Annotated in this window: 17 protein-coding genes and 3 pseudogenes; 10 read left to right on the top strand and 10 right to left on the bottom strand. The window is 41.1% G+C overall.

Features of this window, described 5'->3' with window-relative positions; genetic code table 11:
- Positions 1-6 precede the first annotated feature (6 nt).
- Positions 7-345: a hypothetical protein gene (locus tag IQ244_RS12440; protein ID WP_193894341.1), complete on the top strand. Its 339-nt coding sequence runs from the start codon at positions 7-9 to the stop codon at positions 343-345.
- 2 nt (positions 346-347) lie between these two features.
- On the opposite strand, the gene IQ244_RS12445 is transcribed toward IQ244_RS12440, so the two are convergent.
- Complete coding sequence (locus tag IQ244_RS12445; RefSeq protein WP_193894356.1) at positions 348-1,547, bottom strand: AAA family ATPase; 1,200 nt, start codon at positions 1,545-1,547, stop codon at positions 348-350.
- Between the two features lie 796 nt (positions 1,548-2,343).
- Between IQ244_RS12445 and IQ244_RS12450 the strand changes: the two genes are divergently transcribed.
- The 3 genes from IQ244_RS12450 to IQ244_RS12460 all read left to right on the top strand — a co-directional run bounded on the left by IQ244_RS12450 (position 2,344) and on the right by IQ244_RS12460 (position 6,336).
- Positions 2,344-2,874 (top strand): DUF411 domain-containing protein, encoded by a 531-nt coding sequence (locus IQ244_RS12450; RefSeq protein WP_193894359.1) that lies wholly within the window; start codon positions 2,344-2,346, stop codon positions 2,872-2,874.
- 103 nt (positions 2,875-2,977) lie between these two features.
- Positions 2,978-3,631 (top strand): HEAT repeat domain-containing protein, encoded by a 654-nt coding sequence (locus IQ244_RS12455; RefSeq protein WP_193894362.1) that lies wholly within the window; start codon positions 2,978-2,980, stop codon positions 3,629-3,631.
- 407 nt (positions 3,632-4,038) lie between these two features.
- Positions 4,039-6,336, top strand: a complete 2,298-nt coding sequence (locus IQ244_RS12460) for an FAD/NAD(P)-binding protein (protein ID WP_193894365.1) — start codon at positions 4,039-4,041, stop codon at positions 6,334-6,336.
- Between the two features lie 79 nt (positions 6,337-6,415).
- On the opposite strand, the gene IQ244_RS12465 is transcribed toward IQ244_RS12460, so the two are convergent.
- From IQ244_RS12465 to IQ244_RS32470, 3 genes are all read right to left on the bottom strand, one after another.
- Complete coding sequence (locus tag IQ244_RS12465; protein WP_228058879.1) at positions 6,416-6,832, bottom strand: amidase family protein; 417 nt, start codon at positions 6,830-6,832, stop codon at positions 6,416-6,418.
- 106 nt (positions 6,833-6,938) lie between these two features.
- Positions 6,939-7,370 (bottom strand): amidase family protein, encoded by a 432-nt coding sequence (locus tag IQ244_RS12470; protein ID WP_322746059.1) that lies wholly within the window; start codon positions 7,368-7,370, stop codon positions 6,939-6,941.
- Positions 7,371-7,417: 47 nt separating this feature from the next.
- Entirely contained in the window at positions 7,418-7,558 is a 141-nt protein-coding gene (locus IQ244_RS32470; protein WP_228058880.1) for a hypothetical protein, read from the bottom strand.
- 167 nt (positions 7,559-7,725) lie between these two features.
- Here IQ244_RS32470 and IQ244_RS12475 point away from each other — a divergent pair, with 167 nt between their 5' ends.
- Positions 7,726-8,604 (top strand): NAD(P)-dependent oxidoreductase, encoded by an 879-nt coding sequence (locus IQ244_RS12475; RefSeq protein WP_193894368.1) that lies wholly within the window; start codon positions 7,726-7,728, stop codon positions 8,602-8,604.
- Positions 8,605-8,829: 225 nt separating this feature from the next.
- Here the strand turns inward: IQ244_RS12475 and IQ244_RS12480 are convergent, their stop codons facing one another.
- The 4 genes from IQ244_RS12480 to IQ244_RS33375 all read right to left on the bottom strand — a co-directional run bounded on the left by IQ244_RS12480 (position 8,830) and on the right by IQ244_RS33375 (position 10,701).
- Positions 8,830-9,096 (bottom strand): hypothetical protein, encoded by a 267-nt coding sequence (locus IQ244_RS12480; protein ID WP_193894372.1) that lies wholly within the window; start codon positions 9,094-9,096, stop codon positions 8,830-8,832.
- A 524-nt stretch (positions 9,097-9,620) separates the two neighbouring features.
- Positions 9,621-9,986: a hypothetical protein gene (locus IQ244_RS12485; protein WP_193894375.1), complete on the bottom strand. Its 366-nt coding sequence runs from the start codon at positions 9,984-9,986 to the stop codon at positions 9,621-9,623.
- Positions 9,987-10,406: 420 nt separating this feature from the next.
- Positions 10,407-10,652, bottom strand: a complete 246-nt coding sequence (locus tag IQ244_RS33230; RefSeq protein ID WP_322746060.1) for a pentapeptide repeat-containing protein — start codon at positions 10,650-10,652, stop codon at positions 10,407-10,409.
- Positions 10,612-10,701, bottom strand: coding sequence for a pentapeptide repeat-containing protein (locus IQ244_RS33375; protein WP_416209772.1), 90 nt, complete (start codon positions 10,699-10,701; stop codon positions 10,612-10,614). The genes IQ244_RS33230 and IQ244_RS33375 overlap by 41 nt, the downstream gene beginning before the upstream one ends.
- Positions 10,702-11,188: 487 nt before the next feature.
- Between IQ244_RS33375 and IQ244_RS12495 the strand changes: the two are divergent.
- The 3 genes and pseudogenes from IQ244_RS12495 (at position 11,189) to IQ244_RS12505 (ending at position 13,772) form a co-directional block, all read left to right on the top strand.
- Positions 11,189-12,148 (top strand): annotated as a pseudogene (locus tag IQ244_RS12495) (ABC transporter ATP-binding protein).
- Positions 12,149-12,237: 89 nt separating this feature from the next.
- Positions 12,238-12,942, top strand: coding sequence for an ABC transporter permease (locus IQ244_RS12500; protein ID WP_228058881.1), 705 nt, complete (start codon positions 12,238-12,240; stop codon positions 12,940-12,942).
- A gap of 32 nt (positions 12,943-12,974) precedes the next feature.
- Positions 12,975-13,772, top strand: a complete 798-nt coding sequence (locus IQ244_RS12505) for an ABC transporter permease (RefSeq protein ID WP_193894378.1) — start codon at positions 12,975-12,977, stop codon at positions 13,770-13,772.
- A 33-nt stretch (positions 13,773-13,805) separates the two neighbouring features.
- On the opposite strand, the gene IQ244_RS12510 is transcribed toward IQ244_RS12505, so the two are convergent.
- Positions 13,806-14,651 carry an ROK family protein gene (locus IQ244_RS12510; RefSeq protein ID WP_193894381.1) on the bottom strand — a complete coding sequence of 282 codons (846 nt, stop codon included), beginning with the start codon at positions 14,649-14,651 and terminating at the stop codon, positions 13,806-13,808.
- A gap of 218 nt (positions 14,652-14,869) precedes the next feature.
- Here IQ244_RS12510 and IQ244_RS12515 point away from each other — a divergent pair.
- Positions 14,870-15,776 (top strand): annotated as a pseudogene (locus IQ244_RS12515) (IS982 family transposase).
- Between the two features lie 480 nt (positions 15,777-16,256).
- Entirely contained in the window at positions 16,257-17,663 is a 1,407-nt protein-coding gene (locus IQ244_RS12520) for an FAD-dependent oxidoreductase (protein WP_228058882.1), read from the top strand.
- Positions 17,664-17,676: 13 nt separating this feature from the next.
- Here IQ244_RS12520 and IQ244_RS12525 read toward each other — a convergent pair.
- Positions 17,677-17,843: pseudogene (locus IQ244_RS12525) on the bottom strand (IS701 family transposase); the annotation flags it as partial.

Genomic DNA, 17,843 nt, shown 5'->3' on the forward strand with positions numbered 1-17,843 from the left:
ATTATTATGCACACATCGTTTAGCGACAATCAATACAGCAATTTTAGCAAAAGGACTCGCACTACTGTGATGATTGCCGTTGTGGAAGCTATGGAAGAGTGCCGACTTGCAGCTATAGCAGCTGAATTTCCTGGTGAATGTGGGTTGGAAATGTTCAGGGGTTGTCTGGAAGATGAGGCTCAAGGTTGGTCTGACCAGCAATTTCAAACTTGGTTTGAGGGTTTAGAAGTAAAATATGGGCAACGTAGCCCCCTAGGTATTTCCATGATTAGTTTGTACAGGAGTGTGATGAGAATCATCCACACTTGCGATCGCCAATTGAAAATTGAGCAAACTTATCAATAGATTTACACAAACCGCTGTGTAAATTCCGCGATTAAATCTACCCGCCCTTTACGTAACATTGCGGGATCTAATCTTTCGGTGGTGTTGCAAGTCATCAATACAACTAACCTTTGTTTCATTTGAATCCCAGATTCATCAATAACGCTTTGGTATAAAGTGCCATCCAACAAACTCAAAATATGTTCGGTTTTATTATTAGATTGGGCTATTTCCGAAGCGCGATTTTGAGCTAAGTTGTCAGCTTCGTTAATAATAATACAGATACGCTCTAAGTAAGTTGGCGGGACAAAATTAGCGATCGCATCATGATCTAAAATAAATATGACAAACCCCAAAGGCATGAGAATTTCTTTGGCTACGGCTTGTGTCCAAGCGGTTTTACCTGTACCTGGTTCGCCATGTACCACCACTGCTAACTGATTTTGATTGAGAACCGCTTGTTGTAATGCGTCGGTAAAACTTTGAATCTCTGTGGGAAAGGTGCGAATGGGAAATTGGCTATGAACCTTACCCACACGACTTTGATAGCCACTTAACATCACCGCTAAATCGTAGGTAGCTTTGTTGACTAATGGCGCTAAATCTTTAGACATTAAAGTATATTGTCGTCGTCCGCGATCGTACGGCTCAATTTGCAGCCAAATGTCATACATTGACCAATAAGCATTCACAGTATTGACAACATCTAGTCGATCCCAGTTGATAAACTTCTCCACCGGAAAATAAAAATCTCTTTCGGAGTAATACTGGGTAATTACATTCGGTCGGCCTAAAATTTGTAAGACCCGTAAAACAGTAATTTCTTGGAGACGGTTCAAAACATAATCAATGGGTATACTGTTGCGGCTGACAAATTGTAATATCGGTGTTTCTGTACTCAGAACATCTTTATATCGATGGTCTGGTGATTGCGGGTCGGGTGTAATATAATTCCAGAATTTCTCTAATTCATAACGGGTATTCTCAGACGCTACACCTAATAAGTTTGCCCACCAAGTAAAATTATTTCTCCCTAAAACTTCACTAAATGTACTAGCTAAATTAAAGGTTTTTTGGGCGAATTCCTTACTATCATTCTGTGCAAGTTGGCATAAAAATTCCCAATCTAAATCTCGTTGTAATGGTCGCCAACCGCTAGTAAGTAAGTTTTGCTGTTTATTATTGGATGTACTTTCGTTGCTACTAAAATAATTAAATTCCATATTTTTACTTACTTTCGTAAAAATGTTTGCTCAACTATAGCAGTCCTCTTCGATTTCTCAACTACTTGTGGAGAGAAGGAATAGAAAATCGATGTTTTACAACCCATTGAGGACTGCTACATTCATCCATGTAAATAAAAATTACTTTAATTATTTTTTTTCATCAAGGTGTTAAGAAACTTAAGTTTGAGCGAAATTCAACGAGATGCACATTACATACTACAAGTATAGACTGGTTGTTAGCGCCAGTAGTTATAGCTTTCCCAACTCTGGTGTGGTCAAAATTACCCCTCCCCAACCCTCTTATTATCAAGGGGAGGACGCGCGATAGCGCGGGTGGGGTGTATTTCATCTGCCTGAGAATTGCTATAGTAACTAAACAACTTTATACTACATTGTAACATAGGCAAACGTCAAGCGATGTTTAGTTTTCCCGTTCAGCTTTGGAGTTCATTGATGCTAACTATATTGTGTAAGTAGAACGATGCAAATAGACCGAACTATGTAACGAGAAGTAAAGTGGCTTGAAAACCTCTTCTCTCCTGCCTTCTGCCTTGTCATAACGACAATTTTTAACACTGACCTACTTACTTATAGAATCAAAGCAAGGCACAAGCCAAAATTGCATTGGATTTGAGGGCTAGAGATGGGAGCATATTGGAGTAATAATTCTTTATGTACGCATCTCCTTTGAGGACTAACCATATTTGTGGAGAAAATAGCAAAAAAATTAGGTAAAATTTACATAAGTTTGTAAAAATCAACTAAGAGTTTTATATAAAAGTAGGTATTGAGAATGTACAAATTTTTTGTTTCTGGGATGAGTAAATCACTGCGTGCCTTACTGGGCGTGATAATTTTTACTTTAGTGATGATGACTAGTAATTCTACATCAGCGATCGCCGCCAGTATCTGGGACAATCAAACTGAATCTTATACAGGCAAGCAGGAAATAATTGTTTATCGTAGTCCTAGCTGTAGCTGCTGTGGAGATTGGCTAGAACATATACAAAAGCACGGTTTTACAATCAAACAAGATATTAAAACCGATGAAATAGAGGCAATTAAACAAAAATATAATTTACCTTCAGAATTCGCATCTTGTCATACAGCAATTATTGACGGCTACGTTATGGAAGGCCATGTTCCTGCTGATGACATCAAGCGTTTTCTCAAGCAAAAGCCGCAACTTTTAGGTTTAGCTGTCCCAGCCATGCCTGTAGGTACACCAGGAATGGAAATAGGAGATACAAAACAGCCCTTTTCGGTGATGGCATTTAATAAAAAAGGCGAAGTGCAAGTATTTAACAAATATGAATCTTATTAAAATAAGATGATTTATTGATCGAGTACTAAAATCACTGATTAGGCTAAGTTGAACCATAACACGATTCGACTATCCCAGTAAGTAGTAAGTACTGATTCCTATCATGAATCTTCAACAAGTAAAGAATAAATTTCCCGAAGCCGTAGGTGCGATCAAAACACTCGAAAGCCTGGGGTTCGCTTCCCGTAGTGGTAATTGGATTGATACCCTTGACTTTGAGAAAGCACAGACAGCTTGTTGGTTAATCGGACAAGTGGGAGATGATCGAGACGCTGATTCCCTGATTCGGATTTTGTCGGGTCAACGTCGTGAATTATGGATGCAAGCAGCAACTTCCCTGAGCCTGATTGCGACTGAGCAACATTTAAAATCTTTATTGTCTATTCTCTCCACTAGTTCCGATCCTACACAGCGAAATAGCGTGGTATATGCCCTCTCTTTTCTGTCAAATTGTGAAGCAACTCAGGAAGTAATTAGTACGCTGACCGAAGTAGCAGCTAACAAAACTGAGGTTCCTTTTATTAGAGCGCAAGCATTAGAAGGAATCGGCAATAAGCTTTCTCAGGAGTTACCAAAAAATCTCTATCAGCCAGCAGTGAGCGTAATTATCCAAGGGTTGGATGATGCTGACGCTGAAGTTAGGTTTTGGTCATGTTTTGCTGCTGGTGCGTTAGAGATTCAGGAAGCTTTACCTAAGCTAAAACTCTTGGCGCAGACGGATAAAACAATCGTAGCTGGGTGGTGGGGTGGTCTGTAGGCGAAGAAGCTGAAGATTCAGTCACTTTGATGAGTGGAGGAGAACCACCTCTACGTAAACCAGACAATTCACCTACCAATTAACATTACCGAAGAAAGGCACAGGGCAGGAGGCAGGAGGCAGAAAATACAAGTTTTGTCCTCTGTCTGGAAAAGTTTGTGGGGACGCTTTCCGTCCACAAAACTTTTCGCATTTCGGAAATTAATTTTTGGCAAAGGTATTGATTATTGCTGTCTAATCAATAAATACGGTTTTTCTACCGATTAAATGTACTTTATAAGCTAAACCAGAGTATTATGAGAATTTATATGACATCAAATATGAATTTTGTTAGCTGAATTGCAAATAGATTTATTCCTGGCAAACAGGCTGGAAAAATTCGCTATAACTATCGACATCAGACTGCCATGAAGCTTAATTCTTTAACTACCAATTCTCCAACCACGATAGTTATTGTTGGCGGAGGCTTTAGTGGTTCTCTCGTCGCTACGCACCTATTGAAAACTGCCAGCCAACCCCTCACTATCAAGCTGATTGAACGTAGTCATCAGATTGGTAAAGGTATTGCCTACAGCACAGATACTAACTGTCATTTGCTGAATGTTTCGGCAGGTAACATGAGTGCATTTGCCCATGATCCTGGTCATCTGCTGCGCTGGCTACACCATAACAACAACGAATTAACGTCATTTTTATCGGCAGAAGTCAATCCTAGTAGCTTCATACCTCGTAAGGTTTATGGTTTATATATTCAGTCAGTTTTGGCAGAAGCCGAAGCTACAGCACCTAGTGATATCCGCCTAGAACGCTTGACAGATGAAGTGGTAGGAATAGAACCAGAAGACAAAGGTGCAATGATCTCTTTGCGTAGTGGTCGCTGTTTTACTGCCGACAAAGTAGTTTTAGCATTAGGAAACGCGCCTTTTACTCCTCCGGCAATTGATTATGCAGATAAAAATCAAAGTTATCGGCGGAATGCTTGGTCAGCCGATGCACTAGCAGACCTTGATCCTGATGCTGCTGTGTTGCTTGTGGGTACAGGATTAACGATGGTAGATATGGTATTATCTCTCCACGATCGCCAACATCGGGGCAAAATTTATGCTGTATCTCGGCGAGGATTATTCCCGCAACAACATCAAGCATCTCAACCTTATCGCCACGGCTTGACTCCCGAAACCTCACCCAAAACTGTCCGCGGTTGGTTACATTGGCTACGTACCGAGATAGAAATTGCGGCAACCCAAGGTTACGATTGGCGAGCCGTCATTGATTCTTTGCGCCCCATCACTCAACAAATTTGGCAAGAATTACCGACAGTAGAACAGCAGCGTTTTTTGCGTCATTTAACACCTTATTGGGATGTGCATCGTCATCGCATTGCTCAAAAAGTAGCAGATGTAGTCAGAGAAATGCTAGATTCTGGTCAACTCATCATTTCCCCAGGACGGATTCAAGAATATCAAGTATTGCCAGAGGGGGTAGCGGTAACTATATCTCAGCGCAAAACCCAGACAAATACAGTCTTAAACGTCCGTCGGGTGGTGAATTGTACAGGGGTAGCCGCAGATTATCGCCGATCGCCTCATCCCCTAATTGATAATTTGCGATCGCAAGGATTAATTCGCCCCAATGTCATCGGTTTAGGCTTAGATACAAATGCCGATGGTGCTTTATATACAGCAAATGATCGGGTTTCGACCTTGCTTTATACCTTGGGAACTCCACGCAAGGGGGATTTGTGGGAAACGATCGCTGTTCCTGAATTACGCATACAAGCACAGGAATTATCTCAGACTTTATTACAGTCATTACCAGTGCGTGTGCGTCCTATTCCAGCTATGCCTTTGTTGAATAGCGCCACCAGCGAACACAATTCGGCAATATCCCAGTCAACCTTACTATTTCGACAATTTTTTGACCCAGAAAGCAGTAGTTACACTTATCTCATTGCCGATCAGCAGACAGGTGATGCGGTTTTAGTTGATCCTGTATTCGAGCAAGTTGACCGCGATTTGCAATCCCTCGATGAACTGGGATTAAAACTCCGCTACTGTTTAGAAACACACCTTCATGCCGATCACATCACAGGTGCAGGCAAACTCCGAGAAAAAACAGGCTGTCAGGTGATTGTTCCCGAAAATCCGGCTGTGACCAAAGCCGATCGCTCCCTTGTTGGTGGCGAAATCCTCGAAGTCGGCTCAGTCATCATTGCCGCAATTTTTACACCAGGTCACACCGCCAGCCACATCGCATATTTAGTCAACAAAACCCACCTCTTAACCGGGGATGCCTTATTGATTCGTGGTTGTGGACGCACAGATTTTCAGGAAGGTGATCCCGGTACTTTATATGATGTGGTGACAGAACGCTTATTCACCTTGCCAGATGATACATTCGTATATCCGGCGCATGACTACAAAGGACGTACAGTTTCCACCATCGGCGAAGAAAAACGCCTCAATCCTAGATTTAGCGATCGCAGCCGCACTCAGTTCATCACCATCATGAATAATCTCAAATTGAGTTATCCCCAAAAGATGAACGCAGCCTTACCCGCAAATGAATACTGTGGTGATTTTATTCCCCAAGAAAGCTTAGATTCTGCCGCAAGTCCAGCTACAGATGCAGAACAGAAACAAATAGAACTCACAGTTATGACTAATACAGAAATCTATAATGATTACTTTGCTATGTATATCTAGAGCAGGTTAAAAGAAAACAAGCAACAAATTTATACTCAGCCTTCATCTGCGAGTAACTTATTGAGTTCTTCAGTCAGAACTAACGCTGGGCAAGATTTTGATTGATTGCTAAGGACATGATGAAAGGAGAAACATTTTCATAAGCTTTAGCTGCTTTCAATACCAGCAAATCTCGATATTTGGCAGCAACAATTTGTATACCAGCAGGCAAACCGTTTTTAGTGAAGCCACAAGGTAAAGATGCAGCAGGTTGTTGTGTGAGGTTGAAAGGATATGTAAAAGGTGTCCAATCTCTGTGCTGATGATCGATATATGATGGAGGCCGATTTTGTCCAACAGGAAAAGCAACTATTGGTAAGGTGGGAGTCAGCAGTAAATCGTAGTTTTGATGAAATCTTTGCATTTGCCGTCCCAATGCTTCACGGGCATCTTGGGCATGGAGATATTTTGTTAAGGTGAGGCGATCGCCTTCTTTGGCTGTAGCTTGTAATACCATTTCACTTTATGGATGATGCAAATACAGGTGTAGGGGCAAACAGCCGTTTGCCCCTACGAGTTCTTGTATGTGTATCAAGATTTTGGTGAATTGGTATAAACCTTCTTCAATCACAGCTTGTTGTTCTGGACTTAAAGCCACGTAGCAGTTTGGCTGCACCAGCTTGCCAAAAAGTTTGGAAAATAGGGCGAGGGTTCACAAAACCTGGATCAACTTCTTCGACAATTGCACCGAGTTTAGCAAACACATCAACTGCACCTTTAACTAAAGCAGCTACTTCTGAATCAACATCAGCGTAGCCAACGTCAGGACTGTAAGCAATTCGCAATCCGGCTACACCCTGAGCTAAATCAGAAGTATAGTCCTGCGACTCATCTGGTAAAGCATACCAATCACGTACATCAGGATGGGCTATGACATTTAACGTGAGTGCGGCATCAGTCACAGTACGAACGATAACGCCAACATGAAACAATGAACCAGTATGGGCTGATGGATAACCAGAAACACGCCCAAAAGTCGGTTTGAGACCAAACACACCTGTTAACGCCGCTGGTGTTCTGGAAGAACCGCCACCATCTGTACTCAGATGGAGTAGGCATTAACTGAACTGTTGTAAGTATTGATCCGTTCTAAGGCAGCTTTGGTGACTGCAACTGGTGACAATTGGCGATCGCTATACAGCGACAACAGTTGAGCAGCTGATAAATCGGCAATTTCTGACATACTTGGTTTTGTCGTTGAATAGCTTGCTTTGTGGAAATAAGTTGTGATAAGTTTCTAATCAGCTAAATACGATAACTCTATCAATTTACAGTAGTTTAGCCTAGAACTCAATCACGAAAAGCAGCATCTTAGTTAAAAGCTGAATACAAGGCATAATCAAGCTTTTTATGGCAATTCAAACAGTCGGTATTTTAAGTCCTGGTGATATGGGACAGGCGATCGCATCTGTTCTCAATCAAAATGGTATAAGGACTATTGCAGCCCTAGATGATCGCAGTCCAAGAACCCGCCAATTAGCCGCCGCTGCTAACATTCAAGATGTGGGTTCTCTTACACAGTTGGTAATTGAATCTGATGTAATCTTATCCGTTTTAGTCCCCGCAGCCGCCGCAGAGGTAGCCCAGCAAGTAGCTGAGGTTATAGGGAATGTGGGGAAACAGATTCTTTATGTCGATGCTAATGCGATCGCACCCCAAAAGGTCAAAACTATCGCTCAAATCATCGAATCATCTGGCGCAACATTTGTCGATGCTTCTATTATCGGCCCACCTCCCAGAGTTCCCGGACGCACTCGTATCTATGCTTCTGGTAAACCAGCCGTGGAATTTCAACAACTCAGTAATTACGGATTGGATATCCGAGTCATTGGCGATGAAATTGGTCGGGCTTCTGGGTTGAAGATGTCTTATGCAGCCCTTACCAAAGGACTAACAGCAATTAGTACAGAATTGCTGATTGCAGCCCATCGTTTAGGTTTAGATAAGGAACTCTGGAGCGAAGTATCTACTAGCCAGCCGGAACTTGCTAATATACTTGTTCGTTCCATTCCATCCATGACACCAAAAGCACATCGTTGGATAGGAGAAATGGAAGAGATTGCCGAAACCTTTCAAGAGTTAGGTTTAACTGAGCGCATTTTTTACGGTGCAGCCGATATTTACCGTTTAGTGAAAGATACCTCTTTAGGGAAGGAAACACCAGAAGAGAGCGATCGCCAATTGTCAGAAATCATCACTACCCTTTCCGATGAAACTGCACCAAACTAAAACTGTTGGCTTTGTTGATCAAGAGGATGATTTTTGCTTCACGCAACGACGCAAAGAGCAAGAATTTTAAAAAGCTATTTGGGCAAAGAAAGCAGTGTTAGACATTGAAAATCTGTAAGTGATCGCACTAGTACAAATTAGCGGAAATCAACAAACCATGTGGATTTAGCAAAAGGCTGATGGTATTACTATTTTTTCTTTTTACTTTTGCCTGATTGTACTAGTCTAACAATTTATTTCAAAGTTTCTCGAAGCAACACAAGGTACTCGTAAATGGGCATAGGCACCGCTTAATTGAATAGCATCTGCTGGTAGGTGCAAAAGTATAGAACATCTGTGGACAGCAGTTTGGTATTCTCGCCATTGTATGCGGATGGCCGTACTCGTAACATCTTTGCCTAAGTCTTCAAATTTTAGACCAGCCCTAGCCAGCCAAACTTCAACATCATTTGTTTCGCCAACTGGCTCGGATATAAAAGTGCTATTGTTCATAGTATCAGTATGTTTACTCAAGGAAAAATTGAATAATTACTAACAATCAAAAATTTGTAACGTTTTTCATATTGAATGTTAAAAAACTGTCTCTAAGCTGTCCCTCCAGCCCCTCAATTTGCCTGTCGTAATGGCAAAACCAGTAATTCCATTGAGTTACGGAAAAATTATTCAGCATATTTGATATTTATCACCTCTACCTAACAGCAGATATTTTCTGAGTAGGGTTAAAAGGTATACAGAATTAACAGTGTTTTAGGTTCAGTATATGTATAAAATTTTAAATCCGCAATTTTATTTATTTGTTAAATTAATAAAATTAATTTATCTAAGGGCGTAATTCTACGCCCCTATCTTTGTACTTCATTTACCGGAAACACTCTGTATAAAAGATGGTTGTAAGAATTCAGCACCCAGGAGTCAGAAGCCAGAATTTAGAAATATCTATAGAATTAGCAAATTAATTCATCAAATATTTCTCCTTATTCTTTAAACCTTCTGACTCCTGAATACTTACAGATGGTTTAAGTGATAATATTATTTCTGGTAAATCCATCTAGAATATTCTTGACTGCATTGATATATTCTCGGTTATTTAAGAATTGTGATGGTAATTTGTTAGCCAAAAATGCGCTGTTAACAACATCTTTAGCACTAATTTGTCTAGTTTCATAAGCCTGAAGAAGGCTACCATAACCAGGAATACCCGGATTTTTTAACTGCCCTTGATAAGCCAAGCTTACAAGATTAAAAGGTTTTATTGAAGTAGTGAAATCTTCACTGCTAACTAATGCTGTGGAATTAGCTACTGTTTTTTCCCTCCCATAAGCAGGGGCAATTGCAGTAGATATCAGTAATAAAGATAAGCTACTCAAAATTAGATTTTTCATCGTTGATTTATGTGATAGAGTGAACTAAGTTAATTTCATCTATGCCTAACAAATGACAAAGATAAAAATTATCGCAACAAATAGACCTATCTACTAATAGGCAAGCTTAGTTGCAATTAACTTAATTGTGTCTTACCACCGAGTAGATAGCCTCTTTCTTGAGGAGGCTAGTTCTATTATTTCCAAGGATATAATTTAGCTAGTTATATATATCTAATGAAATAATTACAAATTAATTTAGTAAAACTAAACTGCTGATTATCAACCTAAATAAACCACAAAAAACTAATATTAACTCTTTATAAAGACGCATAGAAAAAACCCACTATCTTCAGCACCTCCCCTTACTAAGAGGAGGTTTGGAGGTTTGAAAAATGGAGATATCCACTTAGATTTTTATGGTATAGCTAAATCTTATTACTATCTTGACAAGCCGATTGGTGTGATTGCTTTTTCTAAATTAGCCCCTTGAAAGTTTGCGCCAATAATACTTGCGCCTGTGAGATTAGCCTTTTCTGAATCTGCATCAAATAAGTTTGCATTCTCTAAGTTTGCCCCTAGGATGTTTGCCTTACCTAAATCTGCATCTTGAAGATTAGCACCTTGCAAATTAGTTCCTTGTAAATTAGCTCTTTCTAAATCTGCACTTTGTTTGTAAGTTGGCATTTGCTAAATTTGCATTTTGTAAATTGCTATCTTTAAGATAGGCTCCCATTAAATTACAGCCTACACACTCGTTAGTTGCTAGTAAATACCTAACGTTTTCTGTTACAGATATTACAGGATTATGTGTAGATTCTGTAGTTGTAGATGGTGTGAGTGATTGAGCCTTGGCGCTGGGTTGATCAAATAAATAAAACCCTGCTACCAGTACCAAAAATACGGCCGTTACTATCTAATTAGTTAATTTTTGAGAAATTGTTTTTTTCATTGCTTCCTCTCTAAGAAAATTCGTAATTTTGGTTTTAGTTTCGGATAAATTATTTATCAAGTAGTTGATATTTACGGTAAAGAAGTTAATGACTAAAAACAAATATTATTTTTGTTCAAATCGATAAACTTAAGTGATGTGAGCTTTTGGTTGAGAGAGTGCTTCAATTATCCCGCCCAACATCAGCACGATAAAACAGTATGAATGAAAGTAGGCATGAAAATCACTTTTGTAGTATATATGTAATGTATACTTTAGGAGTTCATCGGTAATGACAGCCGTCGAACTGAAAAATTTACGCAAGACATTTAGCCTGACTCAAGGTTGGGGTAGAAACCGCAAGCAGACTGACATTGTGGCTGTGGATGATATTACGCTGACGGTTCCCGATGGTCAAGCGATCGCCTTCATTGGGCCAAACGGTGCAGGTAAATCGACAACCATTAAAATGCTGACAGGGATTTTATATCCCACCTCTGGTCAGGCTGCTTTGTTAGGTTTGAACCCTTGGAAAAATCGGCGTGAACTGGCTTATCAAATTGGGGTAGTATTTGGACAGCGATCGCAACTTTGATATCATCTACCGCCCCGCGACACCTTAGAATTATTAGCCCGTATCTACAACCTAGACCACCAAGAATATATCAAACGCCGTGATTTCCTAGTTGAACGTTTTGACCTCAAACCCTTTTGGAATAACGCAGTGCGTAAGCTCTCTTTAGGCCAAAGGATGCGGGCTGAAGTTGCAGCTAGTTTACTACACAAACCGCGATTATTATTTCTCGATGAGCCTACCATTGGTCTAGATGTAATTGCTCGTCAAGAATTACGCGACTTCATCCGCGAATGGAATCACAACGAAGGCATAACCGTATTTCTCACCAGTCATGATGCAGGAGACATCGAACGAGTAGCCCAACGAGTCGTCGTCATTAACCACGGAAGAGTTGTGCTTGATGACAAAATCTCTGCTATGCGCCGCGACTATCTAGGCTCAAAAATTCTGAGTGTGAGATTTCATGAAACAGCCCCAAAAATCATGCTTCCCGGCGTTACTGAACTCAAAAAAACGGAATACGCCCTCAAATTGGAAATAAATACTCGCATCACCCCCATTGAAGCGGTGATGAGTCACATTCTACAAGCAGGTTCGGTCGCGGATATTGCCATTGAAGACCCACCACTAGAAGAAGTTATTGCTCACATTTACTCTCAAGCAGCCCCCAAATGAACAATCTCAGCAAATATATCTGAATTGGTTGGACTTCGGCACGCTCTAATCTGGCTTACATAACAGAAGTAGCTTCACGGGCTGTTTTTTTGTTTGTAATTCTCTACATTTTCCTGCAACTGTGGCGTGTTACTTATGCAGAAACTAACGCCCAACAATTAGGAGACTTAACATTAGCTCAGATGCTTTGGTATTTAGGCATAACCGAATCAATAGTGCTTTCGGCTCCCACCGTTGCCCAAGAAGTAGACGAAGATGTCCGAACGGGAGCTTTAGCAGTCCAGTTAATCCGTCCCCTATCTTACCCGTTGTATCGCCTGTGGACTACTTTAGGAGAACGCACAGTCCGCTTTGGGCTAAATCTTACAGTATCTATGGCACTAGCTCTACTATTCGTCGGCTTCATTCCCTTAAATCTGCCAGGTATTTTGTTATTCTTATTGTCCCTACCGTTAGCCTTTGTCCTAGATTTTTTAGCAACATTCTTAGTCGGTTTAGGAGCCTTTTGGTTGGAAAATACCACAGGTTTGATGCTGATTTATTCACGGATCACCATGATTTTAGGAGGAATGCTTATACCTTTAGATCTGCTTCCTGAACAATGGCAACCATTACTAAAAAATCTACCCTTTGCCAGTATTATCTATGGCCCGGTACGTTTATTTGTCCAGCCAGACTTAGCCTTTGCTGGGGAATTACTCATCCGCCAAGCATTAGCGATAGGTGTACTTAGTTTATTAGTAGTCTTAGTTTACAGCACAGCCGTGAAACGCATCCATGCAAATGGAGGATAAGGGTAAATTTGAAAATTAAAAATCTCAGAGCAATGTTTTGGCGTATAACTTCTTACTTGAAATTAGCAGCCGCATATATCCGCCTCAATCTTAAAGCGCATTTAGAATACCGTGGCGCATTTATCACCCAAGTAATAGCGATGGTTTTGAATAACTTAGTTTGGGTGACATTTTGGATGCTTTTTTTCCAACGTTTTCCAGTGTTACGAGGTTGGACTGTACAAGATGTTATTACTCTGTGGGCATTAGCAGCATCAGGTTTTGGTTTAGCTCATGCCATCTGTGGTAATGCTTTACGAATTAGTGGTTTAATTGTCCGGGGACAGTTGGATGTATGGATGCTCTACCCACGTACTCTCTTACCCCACTTATTGCTAGGAAAAATGAGTGCTACATCTTGGGGGGATTTGTTATTTGGCTATGGAGTGTACTTGTTTTTTGTCAAACCGGATGCACTGCATTTGGCTATGTTCACAGCATTGACGATTTCATCGGCTGGGGTATACATCGGCTTTAATGTCATGGCAGGTAGCTTAAGTTTTTATATTGGGAATTCCGAAGGACTGACGCAGCAGTGGCGAAATGCCATGCTAACTTTTAGCACTTATCCAGCAACATTATTTGAAGGCTGGGTTAAGTTGCTCTTGTACACTTTGATTCCGGCTGGTTTCGTCACTTATTTGCCTATTGAAGCACTACGACAGTTTTCTTTAATACATACAATTCTCGCTGTAGCTGGAGCGATCGCAGTCTTGTCAGTCGGTGCAGGGGTGTTTTATCATGGTCTGCGGCTCTATTCTTCAGGTAATTTGATGGAGATGCGTGGCTGATCTGAGGCTGTCAGTAGGCATTTGATAAAATCCTTAGAGTTTCTGTTCAAACTTAGCTGCTGCCCGCATTGCTCCTAAAGCAACCAGTAGCCCACCATGAATACTGACATGAATTCGGCATTCTTTCCATAGTTCAGGGATACAATGCTTCTGAGCGCTAATTAATGCTGCTTCAAGGTAGCCGTGCCAATTTAGTGTTCCTCCCGCCAACACTAGAACTTCTGGGTTAAACAAATGAATGGTAGTGGCAATCCCTATTCCTAACCAGCATCCTGCATCTTTGATTGCGTCTAAGGCCAAAGCATCTTGTTGCTCGACTAAAGTAGCTAACTGTTGAGCATCAATACCTAAGCGTTGCAACAGTGCTGCCCCACCTGCGAGTTGATCTAAAATTTTGCTGCCCTGTGCTGTAATGATGGGGATAGCTCCAAGTTCGCCAGCCCAACCTTTTGCGCCTCGCAGAAATTGTTGATTTACCCAACAAGATGCACCAATAGCCGTGCCAACGATGATTAATGTTATGTGTGCTGGTGAACCAACCTCATGCCTAGCTTCAATTAGTGCTGCATCAGAATCATTTAGGACACAGACATGGTATAGAAAGTTGTTTTTAACAGAAGGCAACCAACCGTTAAGTTTTGGCAGTACATCGCTGACGATAACTTGTCCAGACTCATCGACTAGTCCAGGAATAGCAATCCCTATAGAGCTTGGAGGGGCTGGTAGTTCATTCAAGAAACTAGCAATTGCCATATCAGCGTCTACACTTGAAAATTCCCAACCTGTGGCAATCTTCCTAGATTGAAGCCCTGTTGCTGTTTTAGCAAGCAACAACATTTTTGTTCCGCCAATGTCTATTCCAATCTGAGGTTGTTGCATAACTCTTTACAGCGTTTCTGGGTTGAGTCAAGTACATCTTGATAGAGAGACATAGGCTAGAGGCTAGTATAAAAAGGCTGAAGTCTGAAATTTAAGAAACCTGTATAGTAAGCTTTTCAGCTATTTATCATAGCTGCTTGATTTACTTAACCTGAGTTCGGGATAAGGAAAAGGACAGGTAGTAAGCTGAAAATAACGTCAAATCCAGCACCTGTCCTATGTTTAGTTTAGAATCTTTATTCTGCCATGTAGATGATTTCTGTCAGGCGTTTGAAAGCCAATGGCATAAAAAGCTGTTATTACATGGAGGAAAAAAAAAGGATTCGGGCTAGAAGTCTATGTTTAAGTGAAATAATGACGATACTGATTACATTTCATCAAAATCACTACCGGAATTTTAAGCATTTTTATTTGAATCATGTCAAACAGCAATGGAGTTGTGCTTTTCCAGCACTGCCAAGTTATCAACGATTCATTGAATGGATACCATCAACCTTAATACCTTTGTGCGTTTACCTAAAGCATTGTTTTGGAACTTGTACGGGTATAGGTTTTATCGATTCAAGCTGTCTAAAAGTCTGTCATAATCGTCGGATTTCTAGGCATAAGGTATTTGAAGGTTTAGCTGCTCGTGGTAAAACTTCGGTGGATTGGTTTTATGGCTTCAAGCAACATAAAAGTCGTCAATGAACTGGGTCAACTCTTAAATGTAACTCTCACCCCTGGTAATATTGATGACCGTCAACCAGTTCCTGATTTACTGAGTGAGTGAGCTTTTTGGCAAAATTTTTGGCGTTAGCGAAGCTCACCGAAGGTATCGCGGCTATATTTCTCAAAAACTAGCTGATCAACTTTTAGAAGACTTCGGCATTCAATTTTTTGCTAAACCCCGTCGCAACATGAAAAACAAGTTGATGCTTCTCCATGACTTGCTTTTATCCCGTAAACGCTCCATCCGCAGAGACCATTAACGACCAAATCAAAAATATTTCTCAGATTGAACATTCTAGACATCGAAGTCCCGTTAATTTTTGCGTTAACGTTCTTTGTGGATTAATTGCTTATTGCCATCAACCGAAAAAACCCAGCCTTCAAATGGAATGGCTTTTATCTCAAAGTGCTTAACCCGAACTCAGGTTAATTAGTATGCCTGAGTGCGATCGCGCGATGAATGATCTTGTCCGGCGAAAGATCTATCATGTTTAGCTTTTTTAAGTATTTGTCTTACATATTATTAGATTGTCATATATTTAATCTGCTAAGGACTTGAATTTTCTGGAGTGTAATGTAATACTGCTAAATTAAATCCTACTAAATCGGTCAATAATTAGTATTTTATCGAAAAACCTCGTCTGACCTGACAAATAAGTCTTTTGAGTTTTCTCAAATATCGTTAAAAAATCCCACCGAACCTTTGACATCGGCAGGATTGAAACTCTTAAGTTCCACAAAGCAGTTTCTTGCTAGTTAGAGATTGTTGAGTTCGGATTTTGAGATTAAAGATGGGCAAATGCCTCATCCCTCAAAGGTTTACCCATTTTTAATCTCCCATCTTTGGGGAAGTTCCATCTTTCCTCTTTTCTTACTTGTATAGGAGTCAATTTCATGAATAGTATCCATCAAGATGCTTCTCAGATTAATTTAACCGCCGATGTCTTAGTGATTGGCGGTGGCCCGGCTGGGACTTGGGCAGCTTGGAGTGCGGCAACCAGTGGTGCAAAAGTCGTATTAGTAGACAAAGGTTACTGCGGTACAAGTGGTGCAGCCGCCGCTTCTGGAAATGGTGTTTGGTATATCCCACCAGATCCAGAACAACGGGAAGCAGCAATGGCTAGTCGGGAAGCAATGGGAGGCTTTTTAGCAGATCGGCACTGGATGACCAGGGTATTAGATCGTACCTACGACAACATTAATTCTCTGGCAGATGAGGGTTATCGTTTCAGTGTTGATGCTAATGGGCAAGTTATCCGCCGTTCCTTACAAGGCCCAGAATATATGCGGTTCATGCGGAAACGGATTAAGCAAGCAGGGGTGAAAATTCTAGACCATAGCCCCGCTTTAGAATTGCTCGTAGATGCAGAAGGCGCTGTAGCTGGGGCTAAGGGAATTAATCGCCAATCTGGGGAATCTTGGGCAGTTAAAGCTGGCGCAGTTGTGATTGCTACAGGTGGCTGTGCTTTCTTGAGTAAGGCTCTGGGTTGTAATGTCTTAACTGGAGATGGTTATTTAATGGCAGCTGAGGCGGGGGCTGACTTCTCTGGGATGGAGTTTTCTAATGCTTACGCAATTTCTCCAGCGTTTTCTTCTGTCACCAAGACTCGTTATTACGATTGGGCTTCTTTTACTTATGAAGATGGCACGGTTATTGAAGGTGCAGGTTCTAAGCGCGGTCGTTCTGTGATTGCTAAAACATTGCTAAATCAGCCTGTGTATGCGCGTCTCGACCAAAATATGGATGAGGCCACACAAGCTTGGATGCGAGCCTCTCAACCGAACTTCTTTGTTGTCTTCGATCGCGCTGGGATTGACCCCTTTACTCAACGATTCCCCATCACCTTGCGTTTAGAAGGAACTGTCCGCGGTACTGGGGGAATTCGGATTGCTGACTACACTTGTGCTACCTCCGTCAGTGGATTGTATGCGGCGGGAGATGCAGCCACACGGGAATTAATCTGTGGTGGTTTTACAGGTGGTGGTAGTCATAATGCAGCTTGGGCAATGTCTTCTGGTTATTGGTCGGGACAGTCGGCGGCTAACTATGCAATTAGTTTAGGAGAACAAGCCAAACAGCGCAGTGTCCAAGGCGTTGGTGCAGCGGGATTGCGTGGTGAGGGTCATCAGAAATTCTCAGCAGATGAAGCGATCGCCGCAACCCAAGCTGAAGTTTTTCCCTACGATCGCAACCTTTTCCGTAGTGATACAGGTTTAAGTGGATCTTTAGACAGATTAGATCACCTCTGGCAAGAAATCCGCCATAGCCCTCTTCTGTCACTTTCCGAAATAAGCAAGTAGTAAATAAATGAAATTATCCAGAAGAGAAAAAAGGTTTAAATTGGTTCATTGTAAAAATTAGGTGATTAAATCCAAGCAATAAATCGGAATTGGGAAAAACATTTAGCCAGGGATAAATCAACCAAAATAATAAAAGAGGTTGAACAATTAAACGAAGATTATTTAAAGTATTCTTCCATC

It is taken from the genome of Nostoc sp. LEGE 06077, from assembly GCF_015207705.1.
Lineage (GTDB): Bacteria > Cyanobacteriota > Cyanobacteriia > Cyanobacteriales > Nostocaceae > Nostoc_B.